Source organism: Microbacterium sp. (assembly GCF_029263575.1).
Lineage (GTDB): Bacteria > Actinomycetota > Actinomycetes > Actinomycetales > Microbacteriaceae > Microbacterium.
On the sequence record NZ_JAJUFV010000001.1, the window covers coordinates 45525 to 63974 of the forward strand.

Here is an 18450-nt window from a genome sequence, read left to right on the forward strand (position 1 = left end):
GAAGCACTGTCCGCACGGTCCTGGCTGGCGCCACACGCGGACGATTCGCACGACACGGATCACCCTCTCCGACGGCGATCCGATTCTCACGCTCAGGAGGAGCATGCCGACTACGGCAACGGCCGCGACGCGGCGTAAGAAGACGTCTCGCAAGCTCGACGAGGCCCCGCTGATCCCGATTCTCGCTCGTAAGGTACGAGAGATCGAGGCCAAGGCGCAGCGCGGAAAGCTGGGCCCGACGAACCGAGTGAAGTTCCAGGTCATCGCCTTCCTGGTGCGTGAGGAGCGCGCCAGGGTGAGAGTAGCCGACGATTTCACCGATGCCGCGCGCGTGGAACTGCTCAAGCGCCTCGACGGCGTCGCCACCATTCTCGCCAAGACGGCAGCACGTGACACCTCGCTTATTCAGCTGCTTGAGGCAGACCAGGCGACGAGCCCGGTCGCGAAGCGGATGCGCCGTGACTGGCTGCTCGAATCGGGCGCCGAGCTGGCGCCGGAAGAACTCATCATCACCGATGCCGCCCCCGTTCAGGCTCCTGTCGTTCCGGCGGCCCTCGCTGACCGTCAGGTGACCCCGCCTGCGGTTGAATCTCGGCAACTGGCCAATCCGTTCCTTGCACCCGACCTCACCCCCCGCGCGAACACGACACCGCGCCGGCGTCTCGACGGCTGGGAGCTCATGGGCCCGCTTTACAAGGCCTTCGAATCCGGGGCGGGTGGATCGTCGGCGACCATGGAGCTGCCGGCCGTTCCCGAGTACGATCACGTCTCGCCCAAGGGGCTCGAGGTCATGGTGCACCAGTCGCGCCTGCTCGAAGCTGTGCGCGCCGGGCATCGCAGCTTCCTCCTGGCGGACGAGCCAGGCCTTGGCAAGACCGCGCAGTCTGTGCTGGCCGCCTCGATCGCCGACAGCTATCCGCTCCTGGTGGTCGTCCCCAATGTCGTGAAGATGAACTGGGCGCGTGAGGTCGAACGCTGGACACCCCAGCGTCGCGCGACCGTGATCCAGGGTGACGGAGCCGACATCGACGCTTTCGCGGATGTCTTCATCGTCAACTATGAGATTCTCGACCGTCACTTGTCCTGGCTCGGTTCCATCGGGCTGCGCGGCATGGTCGTCGACGAGGCGCACTTCATCAAGAACCTCACCTCGCAGCGTTCGCAGAACGTGTTGGCGCTGGCGTCGCGCATCCGTGAGCGCGTACGCGATCCGCTCATGATGGCGCTGACGGGTACTCCGCTGATCAATGACGTCGAGGACTTCGACGCGATCTGGCGCTTCCTCGGTTGGACCACCGGCGATAAGCCCGGCGACGAGCTGATGCGCAAGCTCGATGACACCGGGCTCACTCCGGCAGACAAGGCCTTCTACAGTGAGGCACGCGACGCCGTCATCTCGATGGGCATCGTCCGGCGCAAGAAAAAGGATGTCGCCGCTGACCTGCCCGACAAGCTCATTGCTGACCTCCCCGTGCAGCTGGATGACGAGTACGGTCGCGGCATCCGCGAGGCCGAGCGCGAGCTCGGCGAGCGGCTCGCAGCGAAGTACCGTCGCATCATCGAAGCACGCGGTGATCGCGGTGACGCTCGCTCGCTGAGCCGGGCGAATGGGGAAATCGACGAGGACATCGTTCGTCTGGTCGCCACGGGCGAGCTGGAAGAGTCGAAGGCGGCCGGAACCAGCGGAGACAACGTCTTCACCATGGTGCGCAAGATCGGCGGGGCCAAGGCACAGCTTGCGGCAGACTACGCGGTGCAGCTGCAGCGCTCGGTCGGCAAGGTCGTCTTCTTCGCGAAGCACATCGACGTCATGGATCAGGCGGAAGAGCACTTCGCCGCATCCGGCATCCGCTACGTGTCGATCCGCGGCGATCAGACGACCCCCGCGCGCCAGCAGGCGATCGATGACTTCAACGGCGATGAGGAAGTGGGAATCGCTGTCTGCTCGCTTACCGCAGCCGGTGTGGGACTCAATCTGCAGGCGGCGTCGAACGTGGTGCTGGCGGAGCTGAGCTGGACCTCCGCCGAACAGACGCAGGCGATCGACCGCGTTCACCGCATCGGGCAGGATGAGCCCGTCACCGCGTGGCGGATCATCGCCGCCCATACGATCGATACGAAGATCGCCGAGCTCATCGATCAGAAGCAGGGCCTCGCCGCCCGTGCGCTCGATGGTGAGGCGACCGAGATCAGCGCCAGCGAGTCGGTGCAGGTGGCGGCTCTCATGCATCTGCTGCGCGAGGCGTTGGAGGCCTGACCTCGCCGCCCGTTCGAGGCTGGCAAGAATGGGGATTCTTGCGGTCCGTCGGGCGGGATTGTGGCCGCCAGCTCACAAGAAGAGCGAATGTGCTCTTATGACGACGTAAGATCGGCGGTTTTCGCGACCCTCGAATGGCGTCGTGCCCGGATGCCCACTAGGGTCGAGTCCAGGCAGCGTCGCCCGTCCCCCTCCCGAAACCTCTAAGGCTCCCTCATGAAGATCGGTATCCTCACCAGCGGCGGCGACTGCCCCGGCCTCAACGCGGTCATCCGCGGTGTCGTGCTCAAAGGCACGACCTCGTACGACCTCGAGTTCGTCGGCATCCGGGACGGATGGCGAGGCGCCGTCGAGGGCGACTTCATGCCGCTGACTCGCCACGAGGTCAAAGGCCTGTCGAAGGTGGGCGGAACGATCCTCGTCACCAGTCGTACGAACCCCTACGAGGGCGAGCGAGGAGGCGCCGAGAACATCGCCAAGACGCTGTACGGACACAAGATCGACGGCATCATCGCGATCGGCGGCGAGGGAACGCTCGCGGCAGCTGACCGATTGTCGAAAGATGGTGTGAACGTGCTGGGCGTTCCGAAGACCATCGACAACGACCTGCGCGCGACCGACTACTCGTTCGGCTTCGACACCGCGGTCAACATCGCCACCGACGCGATGGACCGCCTTCGCACCACGGGTGACTCGCACCAGCGTTGCATGGTCGCCGAGGTCATGGGTCGCCACGTCGGTTGGATCGCGCTGCACGCCGGCATTGCGGCAGGCGCTCACGTGATCTGCATCCCCGAGGTTCCCATGTCGATCGATGAGATCGCGGCACAGGTGACCAGTGCCCATGACCGCGGCCGTGCCCCACTGGTCGTCGTTTCTGAGGGCTTCACCCTCACCGGCATGGACGAGGCATACAGCGACAAGGGGCTCGACGCCTTCAACCGCCCGCGCCTGGGTGGAATCGGCGATCAGCTGGCTCCCGAGATCGAGCGCATCACCGGTATCGAGACCCGTGCCACGATCCTCGGTCACATTCAGCGCGGCGGATCGCCTTCCGGCTTCGACCGCGTGCTGGCGACGCGGCTCGGCTTGCATGCCGCAGATGCCATCGTCGACGGCGCCTGGGGCAAGATGGTCGCGATGCAGGGCACCGAGATCGTGCGGGTGCCGTTCGAAGAGGCCCTCGGCGAGCTGAACACCGTGCCGCGTCACCGCTATGACGAGGCCGCCGCGCTGTTCGGCTGAGGTATTTCCGAAAACAGGACGACTGCCCGAGAACAGGACAGGTCTGTAGAAAGTTTCCTGATCTGGAGCGCTTGTCCTGTTCTCGGACGTCGTCAGGTAGCCGGGTGAAGGCCCGAAGCCCGGCGGAGCGGCTCAGCCGGCGAGGCCCAGGCAGTCCAGCAGCCACGCGATCTCGAAAGCGCGATCTTTCCACGCGTTATAGCGTCCGCTGACGCCGCCGTGGCCCGCTGACATCTCGCATTTCACAAGCGCGTCGGATGCTCCGGCTTCACGCAGACGTGCCACCCACTTGGCGGGTTCGACGTACAGCACGCGTGTGTCGTTCAGCGACGTCACGGCGAGGATACGGGGATACGCGACGCCGTCTCGCACGTTCTCATAGGGGCTGTACGACTTCATGTATTCGTAGACGTCAGCGTTGTGCAGCGGGTCGCCCCACTCGTCCCACTCGATCACCGTCAGCGGCAGCGAGGGGTCGAGGATGCTGGTGAGCGGATCGACGAACGGCACAGCGGCGAGAACGCCGGCGAAGGTCGTCGGTGCCAGGTTCACCACGGCGCCCATGAGCAGCCCGCCCGCGCTTCCGCCCTCAGCGACCATCTGAGCGCGCGTTGTCACGCCGGTCGCGATCAGATGATCAGCGCACGCCACGAAGTCGGTGAACGAATTGCGCTTGTTCAGCATCTTGCCGTCTTCGTACCAGTTGCGGCCCATCTCGCCGCCGCCGCGCACATGCGCAACCGCGAAGATCACACCGCGATCGAGCTCGCTCAGCCGCGCGACGGAGAATCCGGGATCGATGGAATGCTCGTAGGATCCGTAGCCGTAGAGGTGAAGGGGGCGGGGAGCGGAGCCGGGCTCACCGAACGAGCGCTTCCACACCAGCGAGATCGGGACGCGGGTGCCATCGGCTGCGGTCGCCCAGGCGCGTTCCTGCGCGTACTCTTCCGGCGCATATCCGCCGAGCACGCGCTGACGCTTGCGCAGCACGAGCTCACGCGTCGACAGTTCCAGGTCATAGACGGTGCTCGGCGTCACAAACGAGGTGTAGCCGAGCCGGAGGAAGGGGGAGTGCCATTCCGGGTTGCCCGTAGGCCACGCTGAGAACAGCGGTTCGTCGAACGCCAACTCATCCACGCTGTCGTCGCGATACTCGAGCAGACCGATCCGTTCGAGGCCGCCTGCGCGATACGCGACGACGCCGAAGTCACGGAAGCAGTTGACATCGAGGATGCGCCGGCCCGACTCATGCGCCATGATGACGTGTCGCTCGCCCTGCGGATCGTTGGCGGCAACCGATACCAGCTCGAAGTCGAGCGCGCCCTGATTGTGCAGGATCAGCAGACGGTCTTCTCCGTCGATCACGGCGTGCTCGAGAGAGTACTCGACGCCCTCGGTACGGGGCCACACCAGCTGCGGAGCAGAGGTGATCTCACCGCGGAGGTCGACAAGATACTCCTCGCTGGTGATGCTCGATCCGACGCCGATCACGAGATAGCGACGACTGCGCGTGATGCCGGCGCCCAACCAGAAACGCTCGTCGGGCTCATGGAAGAGCTGCACGTCATCGGCAACTGCGGTTCCGAGGCGGTGCAGCCACAGCGTGTCGGGCCGCCAGGCCTCGTCACGAGTCGTGTAGATGATGCCGGTACCGTCGGGGGTGAAGAAGCCGCCGCCGGTACGGGGGATCTCATCGGCCAGCACCTCGCCGGTGACGAGGTCACGCACGCATATCGTGTACAGCTCATCGCCCTCGTAATCGGGCGCCCACAATAGTTTGGTCGCATCGTCTGAGGTGTCGAAGGCGCCGAGCGAGAAGAAGTCGTGCCTTTCGGCCTCGCGGTTACCGTCGAGCAGGATCTCTTCACCGGGTACGGGGACGCCGGGCTCGAGTGTGGGCGGCGTCCAGTCCTCGGGGTCTGCGGCAGCGCGGCAATGGATGCCGTACTGGGCGCCCTCTTCGCTGCGGGTGTAGTACCACCAGTCGCCGCGGCGCGTCGGCACGGACAGGTCGGTCTCTTGCACGCGCCCTTTGATCTCCTGGAACAGGGTCTCGCGAAGTTCCGCGAGATGTGCGGTCGCCGATTCGGTGTGCGCGTTCTCTGCGTCCAGATGCGCCAGTACCTCGGGCGATTCCTTCTCACGAAGCCACTCATAGGGATCGTCGAAGCTGTCTCCGTGATGAGTGCGAATCTGGGAACGGCGGGCTGCGAGAGGAGCGTTGGTCACCCTGCCACGCTATCCCAGGTCGAGTTGACCGAGGCGGGGGAGGGTGCAAGGATCGATCGGGGCCGGTTAACGGAAGAAAAACCCACGGTGAACTCTTCGTTCGTCACGCTGATCACGTCAGCATCTCCTTTCCTCCACACCAACCCGAAAGCGCATGGTGGAAACCGCAGTTCTTATCGTCGTTCTGGTCATCGCACTGGCCCTGTTCTTCGACTTCACCAATGGCTTCCATGACACCGCCAACGCCATGGCGACGCCGATCGCCACGGGGGCGCTCAAGCCCAAGACCGCGGTGCTCTTGGCCGCGGTGCTCAATCTGGTCGGCGCGTTCCTGTCGACCGAGGTGTCCAAGACGGTCTCCGGCGGCATCATCCAAGAAGATGCCATCAGAGAATCCGGCGCCGAGCTGTTCCTCGCGCTGATCTTCGCCGGGCTGATCGGTGCGATCACGTGGAACATGCTCACCTGGCTGCTGGGTCTGCCGTCGAGTTCATCGCACGCGCTGTTCGGCGGTCTGATCGGAGCCACGCTCGTCGGCGCAGGTCTGGGCGGGATCGACTTCGGAATGGTGCTGTCGAAGGTCGTGCTTCCCGCGCTGATCGCGCCGCTGACCGCCGGGATCATCGCTTTCGCCGCGACGAAGATCGCGTACTCGATCACACGTCGTTACGACGGCAAACCCGATGGTCGCGACGGCTTCCGCTGGGGTCAGATCTTCACGTCTTCGCTCGTCGCGCTCGCGCACGGAACAAACGACGCGCAGAAGACCATGGGCGTCATCACTCTCGCGCTCATCACCATCGGCTGGCAGTCCGGCGCGCACCACGAGCCGCAGCTCTGGGTCATCGTCGCCTGCGCCGTGACGATTGCGCTCGGCACCTATCTGGGCGGATGGCGAATCATCCGCACGCTCGGCAAGGGGCTCACCGAGGTCAAGCCGGCGCAGGGCTTCGCCGCCGAGAGTTCGACGGCGGCGACAATCCTCGCCTCTAGCGCGCTCGGCTTCGCCCTGTCGACCACGCAGGTCGCCTCAGGGTCGGTGATCGGCTCCGGGCTGGGCCGACGGGGCTCCACGGTGCGCTGGCGGACGGCTGGGCGTATCACGATCGGCTGGTTGCTGACGTTGCCGGCGGCAGCCGCAGTCGGCGGCCTGGCCGCGCTGTTGGTCGTCTGGTTGGGCAATGGCGGCGTCGTGATCGACGCTGTGATCGCGCTCATCATCATCGTGGGGCTCTACGTGCGCTCACGCCGAAACGCCGTGACGTCGGAGAACGCAATGAGCGATGTCGCCGAGTCCGGCCACGCTGTCGAGCTTCCCGATATGCCCCCGCCGACCCGGCGCCAGCAGCGTATCGAGCAGGCACGTGCCGAGGCAAAGGCGCGGAAGAAGGCCAGAGCCGATACGAAGGCGCTCAAGAAAGCCGACGCACAGGCGAAGGCACAGAAGACGAAGGCGCCGAAGACGAAGGCGCAGCAGTCAGCTTCCACGGACGGTCGAGGGGAGAAGAGCGAATGAGTATCGAGATCGATTGGCTCGCGTTCCTCGCGGTCTTCGCTGTGGCTCTGATCGCCGCGAGTGCGATCGTGACGTTCTACGCGCTTGGACTGCGACTGCTCGTGCGCTCGGGACATGCGCCCGTCGTCACGCCGGCGGAGTTCACGGATGCGATCACGGTCATCACCGAGAAGGAAGCGGCCCGAGCCGCGAAGCAGGCAGCCAAGGCTGCCCGCAAGAGCCCGCTCAGCGCGCGAGCTAAGCGGGTGTCACTGGTGGGCGCTTACGCCTGTTTCGTGCTGTGCGGTCTTGCCGTGCTCGGCGGAATCGCCCTGCTGGTGATCGGTCACTGAGCCTGCGGTCGGCGTAGGATGGGCATATCCCCCACCACTGTTCGCCACGACCCACAAGGATGTGACATGGCCTCTGCCGCGCCCGGTCCCACTCGCACCGAAAAAGACTCCCTCGGGAGCATGGAGATTCCTGCTGACGCGTACTGGGGCATTCACACCGCCCGCGCTGAGGCGAACTTCCCGATCACGAAGCGACCGATCTCGGTGTACTCCGATATGGTGCGGGCGTTGGCGATGGTCAAGCAGGCCAGTGCGCGTGCGAACCGTGAGATCGGCGTGCTCGATCACGAGCGTGCTGATCTGATCGATCGCGCCGCGCAGCGCATCATCGACGGCGAGTTTCACGATCAGTTCACGGTCGGTGTGATCCAGGGCGGGGCGGGCACCTCGACGAACATGAACGCCAATGAGGTCATCACCAACGTCGCGTTGGAGATGGCCGGCCGTGAGAAGGGCGATTACGCGTTCCTCTCGCCGATCGATCACACCAATCGCAGTCAGTCGACCAACGACGTCTATCCGACGGCCATCAAGATCGGGCTCTCGCTGACCCTGCAGTCGCTCCTGGACGAGCTGGAGCTGCTGCGGCGCTCCTTCCTCAGCAAGGCCGCGGAGTTCCACGAAATCCTCAAGGTCGGTCGCACGCAGCTGCAGGATGCCGTGCCGATGACTCTCGGTCAGGAGTTCCACGGATTCGCCACCACGCTCGGCGAAGATCACACCCGACTCACCGAGAACGCTTCGCTGATGTTCGAGATCAACATGGGCGCGACGGCCATCGGAACGGGCATCACCACGCACGCCGACTATGCGGCGTCGGTGCTGCGCCACCTGCGTGAGATCACCGCACTCGATCTGCAGACGGCATCCGATCTGGTCGAATCCACCAGCGACACCGGTGCGTTCATGTCATTCTCATCGTCGCTCAAGCGCAACGCGATCAAGCTCTCGAAGATCTGCAATGACCTGCGGCTGCTCTCGTCTGGTCCACAGGCCGGGTTCGGCGAGATCAACCTCCCGGCCAAGCAGGCAGGCTCCAGCATTATGCCCGCGAAGGTCAACCCCGTCATTCCCGAGGTCGTCAACCAGGTGGCCTTCGCGGTTGTCGGGGCCGACACCACGGTCACGATGGCGGTGGAAGCCGGGCAGTTGCAGCTCAATGCCTTCGAGCCGGTCATCGCCCATTCGATCTTCCAGTCGATCACCTGGATGCGGCAGGCGATATGGACGTTGCGCGTCAATTGCGTCGATGGCATCACCGCGAACGACGACCGCTTGGGCGCCATGGTGGGCGCTTCGGTCGGCGTCATCACGGCCCTCACGCCCTTCATCGGCTACGCGGCGGCGGCGGCACTGGCGAAGACAGCGCTGCTGACCAAGCGCAACGTCGCCGACCTCGTGGTCGAGGCGGGCCTGATGTCGCGTGAAGAGGTGACCAAGCAGCTGTCGCCAGCGCGCCTGTCGGGCCTCGAAGCCGTGACAGCCGCCGTCAGCGTGATTCCGCCAGAGGGCCTGATCGAGATCTAACCGGTGATGCGGCAGTGCGTCGTCAGCTCGCCGATGCCGTCGATTCCGACGGTGACGGTCGAGTGATCGCGCAGGAAGATCTGCGGGTCGCGTGAGTATCCGGCGCCGCCGGGGCTGCCGGTTGAGATCAGCGTGCCCGGCTGCAGCGTGAGTGACTGCGACAGGTGAGCGATCAGCGTCGACACAGGTCGCACCATCTGTCCCGTTGAGGCATCCTGCACGGTGTGTCCGTCGACGACTGTCCAGATGTGCAGATCCTGCGGATCGGGAACCTCATCCGCCGTCACGACGAACGGGCCGGTCGGGGTGAACCCGTCGAAGGATTTGCACCGAGACCACTGGGCCTCGGAGAACTGGATATCGCGCGCCGTGATGTCGTTGACGACCGTGTATCCCCAGACGTGGTCGAGGGCATCGTCTGCTGTCACATCTTTCGCCGCGGTGCCGATGAGCACGCCGAGCTCTGCTTCGTAATCGACGGATTCACTCAATGCGCGAGGCCACGCCGTCGTCGACTCGTGCCCCGTCAGCGAGTTGGGCCACAGCGTGAAGACGGTCGGCGCTGTATCGGTCTTGAGCCCCAGCTCGCTGGAGTGCGCGGCGTAGTTCAACCCGACGGCGAGGACCACTGGCGGGCCCAGCACGGCCGAGGCGAACGCATATCCTTCGAGCGGATGCCGCGGCGCATCGCCGTCGGCGAGCGCCTGACGTACCTGGTCGAGGGCGTCGTCACCGCCCTGAATCAGCTCTTGCAGTGACGCGGGAGCGGGGGAGAGCAGGTCGGAGACCAGCACGGCTTCGGACCCCTCGATGACGGCCAGGTGGATCTGCGCAGAATCGGATCGACGGAGATGAGCGAGTCGCATGTTCTCTACGCTACCGCTCACGTGTCTGAGTGATGGCACCTCATCCGTCTAGGCTTTGGGGATGACACATGGGGGATCAGCGCAGTACACGCCGCCGCACTTCAACCAGCAGCCGAGATACGAATCCGCGCTCGCGCAGCCGACGAGCTACTCGCCACCGGCCCCGGCCGCTCCCGCGCCGGCGCCGGGTCTGCCCTCGCTTCCCGTGCCGTCCAAGCGTGGACGGACGGTGTCGGTGTGGGTCTTCGGCGTGCTGGGGTTCGTCTTGCTCGCGCTCATCGGCTATTTCGTCTGGGCGCTGGGGGTCGCGGCATCCGGTGTCGGCATGGTCTTGGCGCTGGTTCCGTTCGCCATCGTCTTCTTCGGTGTGCGTCTGATCGATCGGTGGGAACCCGAGCCCAAGCTGTTGATCGCCTTCGCGATCGCCTGGGGTGCGATCGCCGCGGTGGGAATCACGCTGCTGGTCGACCTCGCGCTGACGCTCGCGGTCGGGGTGCGCTCGGATGCGTTCTCCTCGGTCATTCAGGCCCCGGTCGTGGAAGAGATCGCCAAGGGTCTCGGCATCCTGGTCATCTTCTATGCGGGGCGGCGGGTGTTCGACGGTCCTGTCGACGGGATCGTCTACGGTGCGCTGGTGGGGGCCGGTTTCGCGTTCACCGAGAACATTCAGTACTTCGCGATCAGTCTGATCGAAGGAGGCGGAGGGCAGCTGACGGCGACGTTCGTGATGCGGGGACTCCTCTCGCCGTTCGCGCACGCGATGTTCACCGCGCTGACCGGCTTTGCTATGGGGTTGGCAGCGCGCCGCGGTGCCTCGTCGGCATCCGTGCTGGGAGCGGGAGCACTGGGGCTCATCGGTGCGGTGCTGCTGCACGGCTTCTGGAACGGCTCAGCCATCTTCGCGGACTTCTTCGCTCTGTATGTGACGCTCCAGGTTCCGCTGTTCATCGGATTCATCATCGCGATCGTCGCCCTCCGCAAAGAAGAGGCGCGACTGACCGAACAGCGGCTGGGAGAGTACGCGACTGCCGGGTGGTTCACCCCGGAGGAAGTCGCCATGTTGGCAACGCCCGCGGGGCGAAAGACAGGCATGAACTGGGCTGCCTCGCTGCGAGGAGATCGACGGCCGCTCATGAAGCAGTTCATCAAGGATGCGACGGCGTTGGCGGCTGTTCGACAGCGTGCGGTCACGGGGCGCGACCCACTCGCGGCCGAAGATGAGCGGGCGCTGCTGACGCGCGCCCGGGCGACGCGCGCCGCGCTGCTGGCTTACTGAGCGGCGGTCCGATCGCGGCGCTGATGGCAAGACTCAGCGCCCGGTGCTGCGGCGATGCCTGCGAGTCTCCCGGGCGCTGAGTTGGTATGAACCCAGGGTGCACCCGGTCTCGCCGGGTGTCAAGACCCAGTTGGGCAAATCGACGTGATCTGTTCGCTGAGGGCTGGTGCGTGCGCATTGACGCGCTTGTAGGCGTCAGGTTGGATGGGATCATGACTGAGCGCACCAAGCCCGAGTTCGACGCCCCTACCGGTCCTGCCCCCAGCGAGTTGGCGATCCGAGACATCATCGAAGGCGACGGTGCCGCTGCAGCACCCGGTGACACCGTGACGGTTCACTACGCCGGTGTCGAGTTCGACTCGGGTGAGGAGTTCGACTCGTCCTGGGGTCGTGGCGAGACGATCCAGTTCCCGCTGCGCGGCCTCATCCAGGGCTGGCAGGAGGGCATTCCGGGCATGAAGATCGGTGGTCGCCGCGAGCTGATCGTGCCGCCGCATCTGGCATATGGTCCGGCCGGCGGAGGGCACTTCCTCTCCGGCAAGACGCTGATCTTCATTATCGACCTGGTCGCTGTCGGCTGATCGTCTTTCTTCGGGCCCCATCTCGTGAATCGAGAATGGGGCCCATATTTTTCTGCCTTCTCGGAATACATGCAAACGTATATGAGTTGTGCTTCTGTGAACCGCCGCTCGACGGCCTGAGATCTTCAAGGAGAAACGCATGACCACGATCGACATCCCCGGCTACCGCGCAGGAACGTGGGTCCTCGACCCCTCGCACAGTGAGGTGACGTTCAGCGTCCGCCACATGATGATCTCAAAGGTTCGCGGCACATTCGGCGTGAAGAGCGCGACCCTCACCGCGCCCGAGAACCCGCTCGAGGCCACCGTGACGGCAAGCGTCGATGTCGCGTCGGTCGACACGAACGACGCCGGTCGCGACGAGCACCTGCGTTCGGCTGATTTCTTCGACGCCGAGAACTTCCCGACGATGGAGTTCGTCTCCACCGGCGCTCGCGTCGAAGGCGACGATTTCTTCATCGACGGCGACCTGACCATCCGCGGCACGACGAAACCGGTGAGCTTCGAGTTCGAGTTCGGTGGCTTCGGACAGGACCCGTACGGCAATTACAAGGCCGGCGCCTCGGCGTCGACGACCATCAATCGTGAGGACTTCGGGCTCACCTGGAACGCGGCGCTCGAGACGGGCGGCGTGCTCGTGGGCAAGGACATCACCATCAACCTCGACCTGCAGGGTGCTCTGCAACAGGACTGACGTTGCGCTGAGAGGATCCCGTGCCCGTCAGGGCGTGGGATCCTCTGCGTCGTATGCGCGAAATCGCGGAGCCCGTCGCACGAGTATCGCGACGATCGCGATGACGATGAAGCCACCGAGCAGTGGCGGGAACCACAGCGCTGTCGCGGTCGAGAGCACGCCGACGTAGAGTGCTCCGAGGCGCGGGCCGCCCGTCACGACGACGATGAAGATACCCTGCAGGCGCCCGCGGATGCTGTCCGGCACGGACGATTGCATCATGGTGCTGCGATAGATCGAGCTGATGTTGTCCGCTGCGCCTGACGCGGCCAGAGCCAGGCAGGCGCCGACGATGAGGCCGAGATTGGCGCTCGTCTCGTCGACGGGAGGCATCCACACGCCCAGCAGGAGAACAGTGCCGAACACGACGATGGCGACCCCGTATGCCCGGATCGCCCGTTCGATGCCTCGGCCGTGCCAGCGGTACCGGACGACGCGGCCGGAGAACAGGCTGGACAGGAACGTGCCCGCCGCGATCGATGCGGTGAGCGCTCCGGTGGTGACCGCACCGCCGCCCAGCAATACCGTGCCCAGCGCAGGGTAGAGGGCGATGGGGTTTCCGAACGTCATCGCGGCGATGTCGAGCAGGTATTGCGTACGGATGTTCGCGGCGCTCTTGAGAAAGCGCCAGCCATCGACCAGTGACGCCAGCCCGGGGCGCACGATCGTTCCCTCCGGGCGTAGCGGTGGAAGAGTCCACAAGCCCATGAACATCGCCAGCATCAGCACGACATCGATCGAGTAGGTCCAGCCGTATCCGGTTGCTGCCACGAGGATTCCGGCGAGCGCGGGGCCGACCATCACCATCATGCCGATCGTGATGCCATTGAGGGCGGATGCCGGTGCCAGCAGTTCGCGCGGAAGCAGACGAGGAACGATGGCGCTCCGGGTGGCCATGCCGACGGAGTTCGCCGCAGCATTGATGACACTCAATGCGTAAAGCCACCAGATCGTCTCCAGGTGCGCCCATGTCAGCGCCGCGAGCAGCAGTGTGGAGACGAAGGTGATCACTGCGGCGATGAGCGCCACGATGCGACGGTCGAAGGCGTCGGCCAGCATTCCGCCGTAGAGGCCAGCCAGGATCATCGGAACGAGGCCCGCGACGGCCACCATCGACACGGCCAGAGTGCTGGCGGTCAGTTCGAACACGTGGAGCATGACGGTGACGAGGGTGAGTTGACCGCCGAGGCCCGCGAGGGTGGAGCCAATCCACAAGCGGGTGAATGCGCTACTCGCGCGAAAGGGACGCAGATCTATGAGAGAGCCGAGCACCTCCTGAGGCTATCTGCTCTGCTCGGTACGTCGTGCGCGCGAGAGCCTGGTAGACTCGTGAAGTTGCCGTTTGATCGGCCGCGGATAAAGAGAGCTCACACATCAGGTGCTGGGCGCCGCGCAATGAATGGAAAGGGGATCCCATCTATGGCACTCGAGTCTGACGCTAAGAAGGCGATCATCGAAGAGTACGCGACGCACCCCGGTGACACCGGATCCCCCGAGGTGCAGGTCGCAATGCTGACGCAGCGCATCAAAGACCTCACCGAACACCTCAAGGACCACAAGCACGACCACCACTCGCGTCGTGGCCTGTTCCTGATGGTGGGTCAGCGCCGCCGTCTGCTCGGCTACCTCCAGGACACCGACATCGCACGCTACCGTGCGCTGATCGAGAAGCTCGGACTCCGCCGCTGAGCGACCAGCGTTCAATCGCACTTCTTCCGAAGGCCGTCCCAGGTGTGGGGCGGCCTTCGTCGTTCCCGGCGCGGTCAGGCGGGGTAGGTGACGTGGCCGTCTTCGACCAGGGCTCCGGAAGTGACGGATGCCGCATGCTGCCGACCTTCGTTCATGAGATGGAACACCTGCTCGCCCCGAGCGAGGAGATGGTCGGCGATGATACGCCGGTGGCACCGCCACCACACCGCCTCTGAGCACATCACCGACGTGCGCAGGTCGCGCCCGCGATCGCGCAGCTGCGCAAGTCCGGATTGAAATTCGTCCGAGAGCGCGTAGTCGGCGTAGTTGTGGAAGCTGCGGTTCTGCCAGAAGGCGTTCACTGTGAACGGGATGTCCTTCGACACCGGGCGACGCCCGCTAAGCTGTGCGATTCGCTCGAACCCGATGCCTGCCGCATCCAACGATTCGCGCAGCGAATCCTCGTTGAACTGCGGATGCCGACGCGAGCCCGGAAGACGTCTCACATCCACGATCAACTCGACGTCGCTGGTGTTCAGCACGTCGATGAACTCCGCGATGGATCGCGTGGAATGACCGACGGTGAAAAACGGTAAGGACATATCCCTGACGCTATTGCGCATGCCTGACAGCGTGCACCTGCTTGACGGGGTGATGGCTCTCCGGTAGGAAAGCGTGTGTCTTTCCAGATGGAAAGTGGCACCACCGTAGAGCGGACACGATGGAACAGCGACCGGCCCCGGGGCAGCAGCCACTGGATCCGCCGACGGCGGATGTCGCCCAGGTGTATCTCGATGAGATCGAGCAGGTGCGCGATCGTCGGGAGAAGCACATCGATCGCCGGCGACTGGCCTGGTTCTCGCTCACGGATGCCGTTGCGCTCTCGATCTACATCACCATCGCAGCCTTTGCGATCGGCACACCACCGGGGGTCTCGTTCCTCGTGCTGATCGCCGCCTTCCTCGTGTGGCTGCACCTCGCGTTGGAGCGCCGTGAAGGCGACGGTACGTATGGAACGCCGCTTTCAGGCGAGCGTTCGGTTGCGGTTTGGTTCGCGATTCTGCTGATCCTCGTCGTGGTCGGCGGGGTCGTGCTCGGATCCTTTGGCTTACGACCTCCGTGGACAGTCCGACTTGTTCCCGGGCTCCTCGCACTGGCTGTGTTCGGCGTACCGGCCGTGCGTCAACTACAGCAGTCGATGCCGTTGTCGCAGGCGCTCCGCCCGCTGAGTAGCGGGGAGCGATGGATGAGCGTCGGTGTCGGCGTCTTCTTCGCGGTCGGCGCGGGCGTAGTCATGGCAGAGTTCGACGAGCTGAGGGTGCCGATCGTCGGCGCGGCTATGTGCGGCTGTGTCGTGGTGTGGTGGATCGCCGCGCGTATCAGCGACCGCCTGCCGGTGTTGGGCGCGGTTTGGTCACGATCGCAATGGGGCGCATTCGGTATCGGGGCGGTAGCGCTTGCCGCAGCGATCCTCGTGCGACTGGTGGCGCCCTCGGCGCCGCTGGCCGTGTTCGCACCCTGGGTCGGGTCTGGCATCGTGCTGCTGTTCGCAGCCGCCGTGTTCCGGGACGGACGCGATGGGTGAGCAGCATCCGCGGCTGCGATTGGATGACAACTTCGCCAGTCCCATCCGCTTCTCGCTCATGGCTGCGCTGCTCGACGGCGACGAGCTCGACTTCTCGACGCTGGCTGAGGTGCTTCAGGTGGGGGACTCCGCACTCAGTAAGTCGATCTCGCATCTGCACGCGATCGGCTACGTCTCGACGCGCCGTGGTGAAGTTGGAAGCAGGCCACGCACATGGGTGCGCTCGACGCGCCGGGGCGAGTGCGCCTTCGCGGCGCACCTGCATGCGCTGCAGGAGATTGTCGAGTTCGGCGGCTCGCGCCGCTGACGTCACCCGGCAGCGCGGGCCAGATCAGGGTGGTGGATCGCCGCGACATCGGGATGCGCTCGCAAACGAGACTTGAGGGCGTTCTCGCCGTAGAGGCTGTGGATCGGGTTCGTCGGGTCGGCCGACACCCCGCGCGCATCAGCGGCAAGGTCAGCGGGAAGCTCGATCAGCGGCAGGGTCTTATCGAGCGCAGGGTTGAAGAAGAATGGCACCGAGATGCGCTCCTCGGGCGCCTTCGGCGAGATCACGCGGTGATTGGTGGCCTTGAGGTAACCGGCCGTCGCGTACTCGAGCAGCTCGCCGATGTTCACGACGAATGCGCCGTCGACAGGCGGAGCATCCACCCAGCTGCCGTCACGCTCGACCTGCAGCCCGCCCTTGCCCGGCTCGACCCACAGCAGCGTGAGCACCCCCGAGTCTTTGTGGGCCCCGACGCCCTGCTGGGGTTCTGGCTCCTCGGCGCCGGGATAGCGAACGATCTTGATCAGAGTGGAGGGCTCACCGAAGTTCGCGTCGAAGTAGCTCTCTTCGGCGCCGAGCGCGAGAGCCCAGGCGCGCAGCAGCTTGCGAGAGACGCCCGACAGCTGTGCGTGCCACTCTTCGACGACCTCGCGCAGCTCGGGCTGAGCCTTCGGCCACAGGTTCGGTCCCAGGAGGCGATTGAAGGCTGGGCCGCCTTCGACCGCCGCTCGTTCGGGCCCGATGTCGATCTGCTCACGCCAGTCCACCTTGCCCTGTGTGCGCTCACCACCGATGCGCGTGTATCCGCGAAAGTGCGGGCTTTTCACAATCTCGATCGACAGCTTCTCTTCGTCGGGGAGTGCGAAGAAATCGAGCGCAGCACGATGCAGCCGTTCGGACAGCTCGGCACTCACACCGGTGCCGGTCAGGTAGAAGAAGCCGACATCGTGCGTTGCGGCGCGTAGGTCCTCGCGGAAGCGCGCGGCGGACTCAGGTCCCGCGTCAAGCTGTGAGAGATCGAGCACGGGAAGATTCAGATCAGCCATGACCTGAGGCTAAGCCGAACGAGCCACCGGTGCGACGAGTATTGCGCCGGGTTACCGCCGGTAATCTGGAACCATGCCTCGCCTGTGGATTTCTCTGCGTCTCCTGCTGCCTGCCGTCTGGATCGGACTCATCATCGGATTGAGCTTCATGGAGACACCGTTGAAATTCCTCGCCCCCGGGATCACGACGCCGCTCGGGCTCGGCATCGGCCGACTCGTGTTCGTCGCGTTGTCAGTCGCGGGCTGGGCGATCCTCGTCGTGCTCACGCTGATCGGTCGGGCCCGACCCCGTGAGACCAGGGGTGGCTGGCTGCTGATCGGCGTGATGTGGCTGGTCATGGCGGTCGAGTCGTTCGTCATCCGGCCGTTGTTGGCTGCTCGCAGTGACGTCATCATCGCGGGTGGCGATCCGGGGGAGTCATGGTTGCACTACGGGTATATTGCAGCCGAGCTGCTGCTGCTCGCTTCGCTCGTCGCCTACATCGCGGTAGTGGCGCGCCGTCTTCCCCGCGTAGACGTCGCTGACTAACCCTCGACGGCACGCCTCGACCCGGTCGGGTCATCACGGCGCGATGTGTCGGAGACGAGCCTGGTATCGCTGAACAGCCAGCGCGGTCGCGGCTCGATGAGCGGGCGTGTGAGCCAGCGGATGGGCTTCGTCGCGAGCACGAGGGCGATGACGACTGAGAGGGCGATGACGGTGGGAAGCCAGATCCAGGTCGGTTCCGCATTGCGCAGGATGCCCGATTCGCGGAATGGGTACAGCACGAACGAGTGCAGCAGATAGACGTACATCGTGTACTGGCCGAACCGGGTCCACCATCGGGTGCGACGCGGAATCAGGATGAAGAACGCGGCGCTGAGGATGAGCCCGATCGCGATGATCAGCAGTCGTACGCCGCCTGACCACCAGGCGTGGGCATCCAGGTCAGCGTAGGAATCGTCGTAGAAGAACCATTTGCTCAACTCGACCTTCGTCCATAGCTCCTGCCAGTTCCAGGCGATGAAGCCATCGACAGCGAGGACGGCGAGGGCGAGCACGCGCAACCACCACGGCCGGAAGTCGATCAAGCGCAGTCGGTTGACGAGGTCATGTTCGCGCAGCCACCAGCCGAGCACGAAGAACGGCAGAAAGCCGAGGGTGCGAGACAGCGAGAACGTGCTGTCGACGTTGGTCAGGTAGCCGGCGCTGACCGAGATCACGACACTCCACGCGAGCGGCCAGCGCAGCAGAGCGAGGTAGGGCAGGACGAGACGGAATATTCCGAGTGCGAGCAGAAACCAGAGAGTCCACGAGGGC

Annotated in this window: 18 protein-coding genes; 12 read left to right on the forward strand and 6 right to left on the reverse strand. The window is 64.9% G+C overall.

All coding sequences use genetic code 11. From position 1 onward, the window contains the following. Positions 1 to 103 precede the first annotated feature (103 nt). Both Q1J95_RS00180 and Q1J95_RS00185 read left to right on the forward strand, forming a co-directional pair. On the forward strand, positions 104 to 2257 hold the full coding sequence (locus tag Q1J95_RS00180; protein ID WP_300264792.1) for a DEAD/DEAH box helicase: 2154 nt from the start codon (positions 104 to 106) through the stop codon (positions 2255 to 2257). A gap of 216 nt (positions 2258 to 2473) precedes the next feature. Continuing rightward, positions 2474 to 3502 (forward strand): ATP-dependent 6-phosphofructokinase, encoded by a 1029-nt coding sequence (locus Q1J95_RS00185; protein WP_300264794.1) that lies wholly within the window; start codon positions 2474 to 2476, stop codon positions 3500 to 3502. A gap of 132 nt (positions 3503 to 3634) precedes the next feature. Here Q1J95_RS00185 and Q1J95_RS00190 read toward each other — a convergent pair whose 3' ends face one another. Then, positions 3635 to 5731: a S9 family peptidase gene (locus Q1J95_RS00190; protein WP_300264797.1), complete on the reverse strand. Its 2097-nt coding sequence runs from the start codon at positions 5729 to 5731 to the stop codon at positions 3635 to 3637. 157 nt (positions 5732 to 5888) lie between these two features. Between Q1J95_RS00190 and Q1J95_RS00195 the strand changes: the two genes are divergently transcribed. The 3 genes from Q1J95_RS00195 to Q1J95_RS00205 all read left to right on the forward strand — a co-directional run bounded on the left by Q1J95_RS00195 (position 5889) and on the right by Q1J95_RS00205 (position 9106). Continuing rightward, positions 5889 to 7247: an inorganic phosphate transporter gene (locus tag Q1J95_RS00195; protein WP_300264835.1), complete on the forward strand. Its 1359-nt coding sequence runs from the start codon at positions 5889 to 5891 to the stop codon at positions 7245 to 7247. After that, positions 7244 to 7579 carry a peptidase gene (locus Q1J95_RS00200; RefSeq protein WP_300264799.1) on the forward strand — a complete coding sequence of 112 codons (336 nt, stop codon included), beginning with the start codon at positions 7244 to 7246 and terminating at the stop codon, positions 7577 to 7579. The genes Q1J95_RS00195 and Q1J95_RS00200 overlap by 4 nt, the downstream gene beginning before the upstream one ends. Before the next feature lie 66 nt (positions 7580 to 7645). Then, on the forward strand, positions 7646 to 9106 hold the full coding sequence (locus tag Q1J95_RS00205; RefSeq protein WP_300264802.1) for an aspartate ammonia-lyase: 1461 nt from the start codon (positions 7646 to 7648) through the stop codon (positions 9104 to 9106). On the opposite strand, the gene Q1J95_RS00210 is transcribed toward Q1J95_RS00205, so the two are convergent. Then, positions 9103 to 9972 (reverse strand): fumarylacetoacetate hydrolase family protein, encoded by an 870-nt coding sequence (locus tag Q1J95_RS00210; RefSeq protein ID WP_300264805.1) that lies wholly within the window; start codon positions 9970 to 9972, stop codon positions 9103 to 9105. The two genes, Q1J95_RS00205 and Q1J95_RS00210, sit on opposite strands and share 4 nt — an antisense overlap. Positions 9973 to 10033: 61 nt before the next feature. Here Q1J95_RS00210 and Q1J95_RS00215 point away from each other — a divergent pair, with 61 nt between their 5' ends. From Q1J95_RS00215 to Q1J95_RS00225, 3 genes are all read left to right on the forward strand, one after another. Beyond that, positions 10034 to 11248: a PrsW family intramembrane metalloprotease gene (locus tag Q1J95_RS00215; RefSeq protein WP_300264808.1), complete on the forward strand. Its 1215-nt coding sequence runs from the start codon at positions 10034 to 10036 to the stop codon at positions 11246 to 11248. Positions 11249 to 11460: 212 nt separating this feature from the next. Then, positions 11461 to 11829: an FKBP-type peptidyl-prolyl cis-trans isomerase gene (locus Q1J95_RS00220; protein WP_300264811.1), complete on the forward strand. Its 369-nt coding sequence runs from the start codon at positions 11461 to 11463 to the stop codon at positions 11827 to 11829. A gap of 139 nt (positions 11830 to 11968) precedes the next feature. Further along, positions 11969 to 12523, forward strand: coding sequence for a YceI family protein (locus Q1J95_RS00225; protein WP_300264814.1), 555 nt, complete (start codon positions 11969 to 11971; stop codon positions 12521 to 12523). Between the two features lie 27 nt (positions 12524 to 12550). Here Q1J95_RS00225 and Q1J95_RS00230 read toward each other — a convergent pair whose 3' ends face one another. After that, positions 12551 to 13834: an MFS transporter gene (locus Q1J95_RS00230; RefSeq protein ID WP_300264817.1), complete on the reverse strand. Its 1284-nt coding sequence runs from the start codon at positions 13832 to 13834 to the stop codon at positions 12551 to 12553. A gap of 147 nt (positions 13835 to 13981) precedes the next feature. On the opposite strand from Q1J95_RS00230, the gene rpsO reads away from it, so the two are divergent. Next, on the forward strand, positions 13982 to 14251 hold the full coding sequence (gene rpsO, locus Q1J95_RS00235) for a 30S ribosomal protein S15 (protein WP_300264820.1): 270 nt from the start codon (positions 13982 to 13984) through the stop codon (positions 14249 to 14251). A 74-nt stretch (positions 14252 to 14325) separates the two neighbouring features. On the opposite strand, the gene Q1J95_RS00240 is transcribed toward rpsO, so the two are convergent. Continuing rightward, positions 14326 to 14853 carry a DUF488 family protein gene (locus Q1J95_RS00240; protein WP_300264822.1) on the reverse strand — a complete coding sequence of 176 codons (528 nt, stop codon included), beginning with the start codon at positions 14851 to 14853 and terminating at the stop codon, positions 14326 to 14328. Between the two features lie 119 nt (positions 14854 to 14972). Here Q1J95_RS00240 and Q1J95_RS00245 point away from each other — a divergent pair, with 119 nt between their 5' ends. Further along, on the forward strand, positions 14973 to 15836 hold the full coding sequence (locus Q1J95_RS00245) for a hypothetical protein (RefSeq protein ID WP_300264824.1): 864 nt from the start codon (positions 14973 to 14975) through the stop codon (positions 15834 to 15836). Continuing rightward, on the forward strand, positions 15829 to 16143 hold the full coding sequence (locus Q1J95_RS00250) for a transcriptional regulator (protein ID WP_300264826.1): 315 nt from the start codon (positions 15829 to 15831) through the stop codon (positions 16141 to 16143). Before Q1J95_RS00245 ends, Q1J95_RS00250 begins: the two co-directional genes overlap by 8 nt. A gap of 2 nt (positions 16144 to 16145) precedes the next feature. Here the strand turns inward: Q1J95_RS00250 and Q1J95_RS00255 are convergent, their stop codons facing one another. Continuing rightward, positions 16146 to 17150 (reverse strand): 2-oxoglutarate and iron-dependent oxygenase domain-containing protein, encoded by a 1005-nt coding sequence (locus Q1J95_RS00255; protein WP_300264828.1) that lies wholly within the window; start codon positions 17148 to 17150, stop codon positions 16146 to 16148. Between the two features lie 73 nt (positions 17151 to 17223). Between Q1J95_RS00255 and Q1J95_RS00260 the strand changes: the two genes are divergently transcribed. Beyond that, positions 17224 to 17679: a hypothetical protein gene (locus tag Q1J95_RS00260; protein ID WP_300264831.1), complete on the forward strand. Its 456-nt coding sequence runs from the start codon at positions 17224 to 17226 to the stop codon at positions 17677 to 17679. Here Q1J95_RS00260 and Q1J95_RS00265 read toward each other — a convergent pair. Further along, positions 17676 to 18450 (reverse strand): acyltransferase family protein (locus Q1J95_RS00265; protein ID WP_300264833.1); only part of this gene is annotated, 775 nt, incomplete at its 5' end. The genes Q1J95_RS00260 and Q1J95_RS00265 overlap by 4 nt on opposite strands.

What these genes read in the sequence shown, in the direction of transcription:
- Q1J95_RS00180 (WP_300264792.1), top strand. Translation starts at nt 104, where the DNA reads ATGCCGACTACGGCAACGGCCGCGACGCGGCGTAAGAAGACGTCTCGC.
- Q1J95_RS00185 (WP_300264794.1), top strand. Translation starts at nt 2,474, where the DNA reads ATGAAGATCGGTATCCTCACCAGCGGCGGCGACTGCCCCGGCCTCAAC.
- Q1J95_RS00200 (WP_300264799.1), top strand. Translation starts at nt 7,244, where the DNA reads ATGAGTATCGAGATCGATTGGCTCGCGTTCCTCGCGGTCTTCGCTGTG.
- Q1J95_RS00205 (WP_300264802.1), top strand. Translation starts at nt 7,646, where the DNA reads ATGGCCTCTGCCGCGCCCGGTCCCACTCGCACCGAAAAAGACTCCCTC.
- Q1J95_RS00210 (WP_300264805.1), bottom strand. Translation starts at nt 9,972, where the DNA reads ATGCGACTCGCTCATCTCCGTCGATCCGATTCTGCGCAGATCCACCTG.
- Q1J95_RS00215 (WP_300264808.1), top strand. Translation starts at nt 10,034, where the DNA reads ATGACACATGGGGGATCAGCGCAGTACACGCCGCCGCACTTCAACCAG.
- Q1J95_RS00220 (WP_300264811.1), top strand. Translation starts at nt 11,461, where the DNA reads ATGACTGAGCGCACCAAGCCCGAGTTCGACGCCCCTACCGGTCCTGCC.
- Q1J95_RS00225 (WP_300264814.1), top strand. Translation starts at nt 11,969, where the DNA reads ATGACCACGATCGACATCCCCGGCTACCGCGCAGGAACGTGGGTCCTC.
- rpsO (WP_300264820.1), top strand. Translation starts at nt 13,982, where the DNA reads ATGGCACTCGAGTCTGACGCTAAGAAGGCGATCATCGAAGAGTACGCG.
- Q1J95_RS00240 (WP_300264822.1), bottom strand. Translation starts at nt 14,853, where the DNA reads ATGTCCTTACCGTTTTTCACCGTCGGTCATTCCACGCGATCCATCGCG.
- Q1J95_RS00245 (WP_300264824.1), top strand. Translation starts at nt 14,973, where the DNA reads ATGGAACAGCGACCGGCCCCGGGGCAGCAGCCACTGGATCCGCCGACG.
- Q1J95_RS00250 (WP_300264826.1), top strand. Translation starts at nt 15,829, where the DNA reads ATGGGTGAGCAGCATCCGCGGCTGCGATTGGATGACAACTTCGCCAGT.
- Q1J95_RS00255 (WP_300264828.1), bottom strand. Translation starts at nt 17,150, where the DNA reads ATGGCTGATCTGAATCTTCCCGTGCTCGATCTCTCACAGCTTGACGCG.
- Q1J95_RS00260 (WP_300264831.1), top strand. Translation starts at nt 17,224, where the DNA reads ATGCCTCGCCTGTGGATTTCTCTGCGTCTCCTGCTGCCTGCCGTCTGG.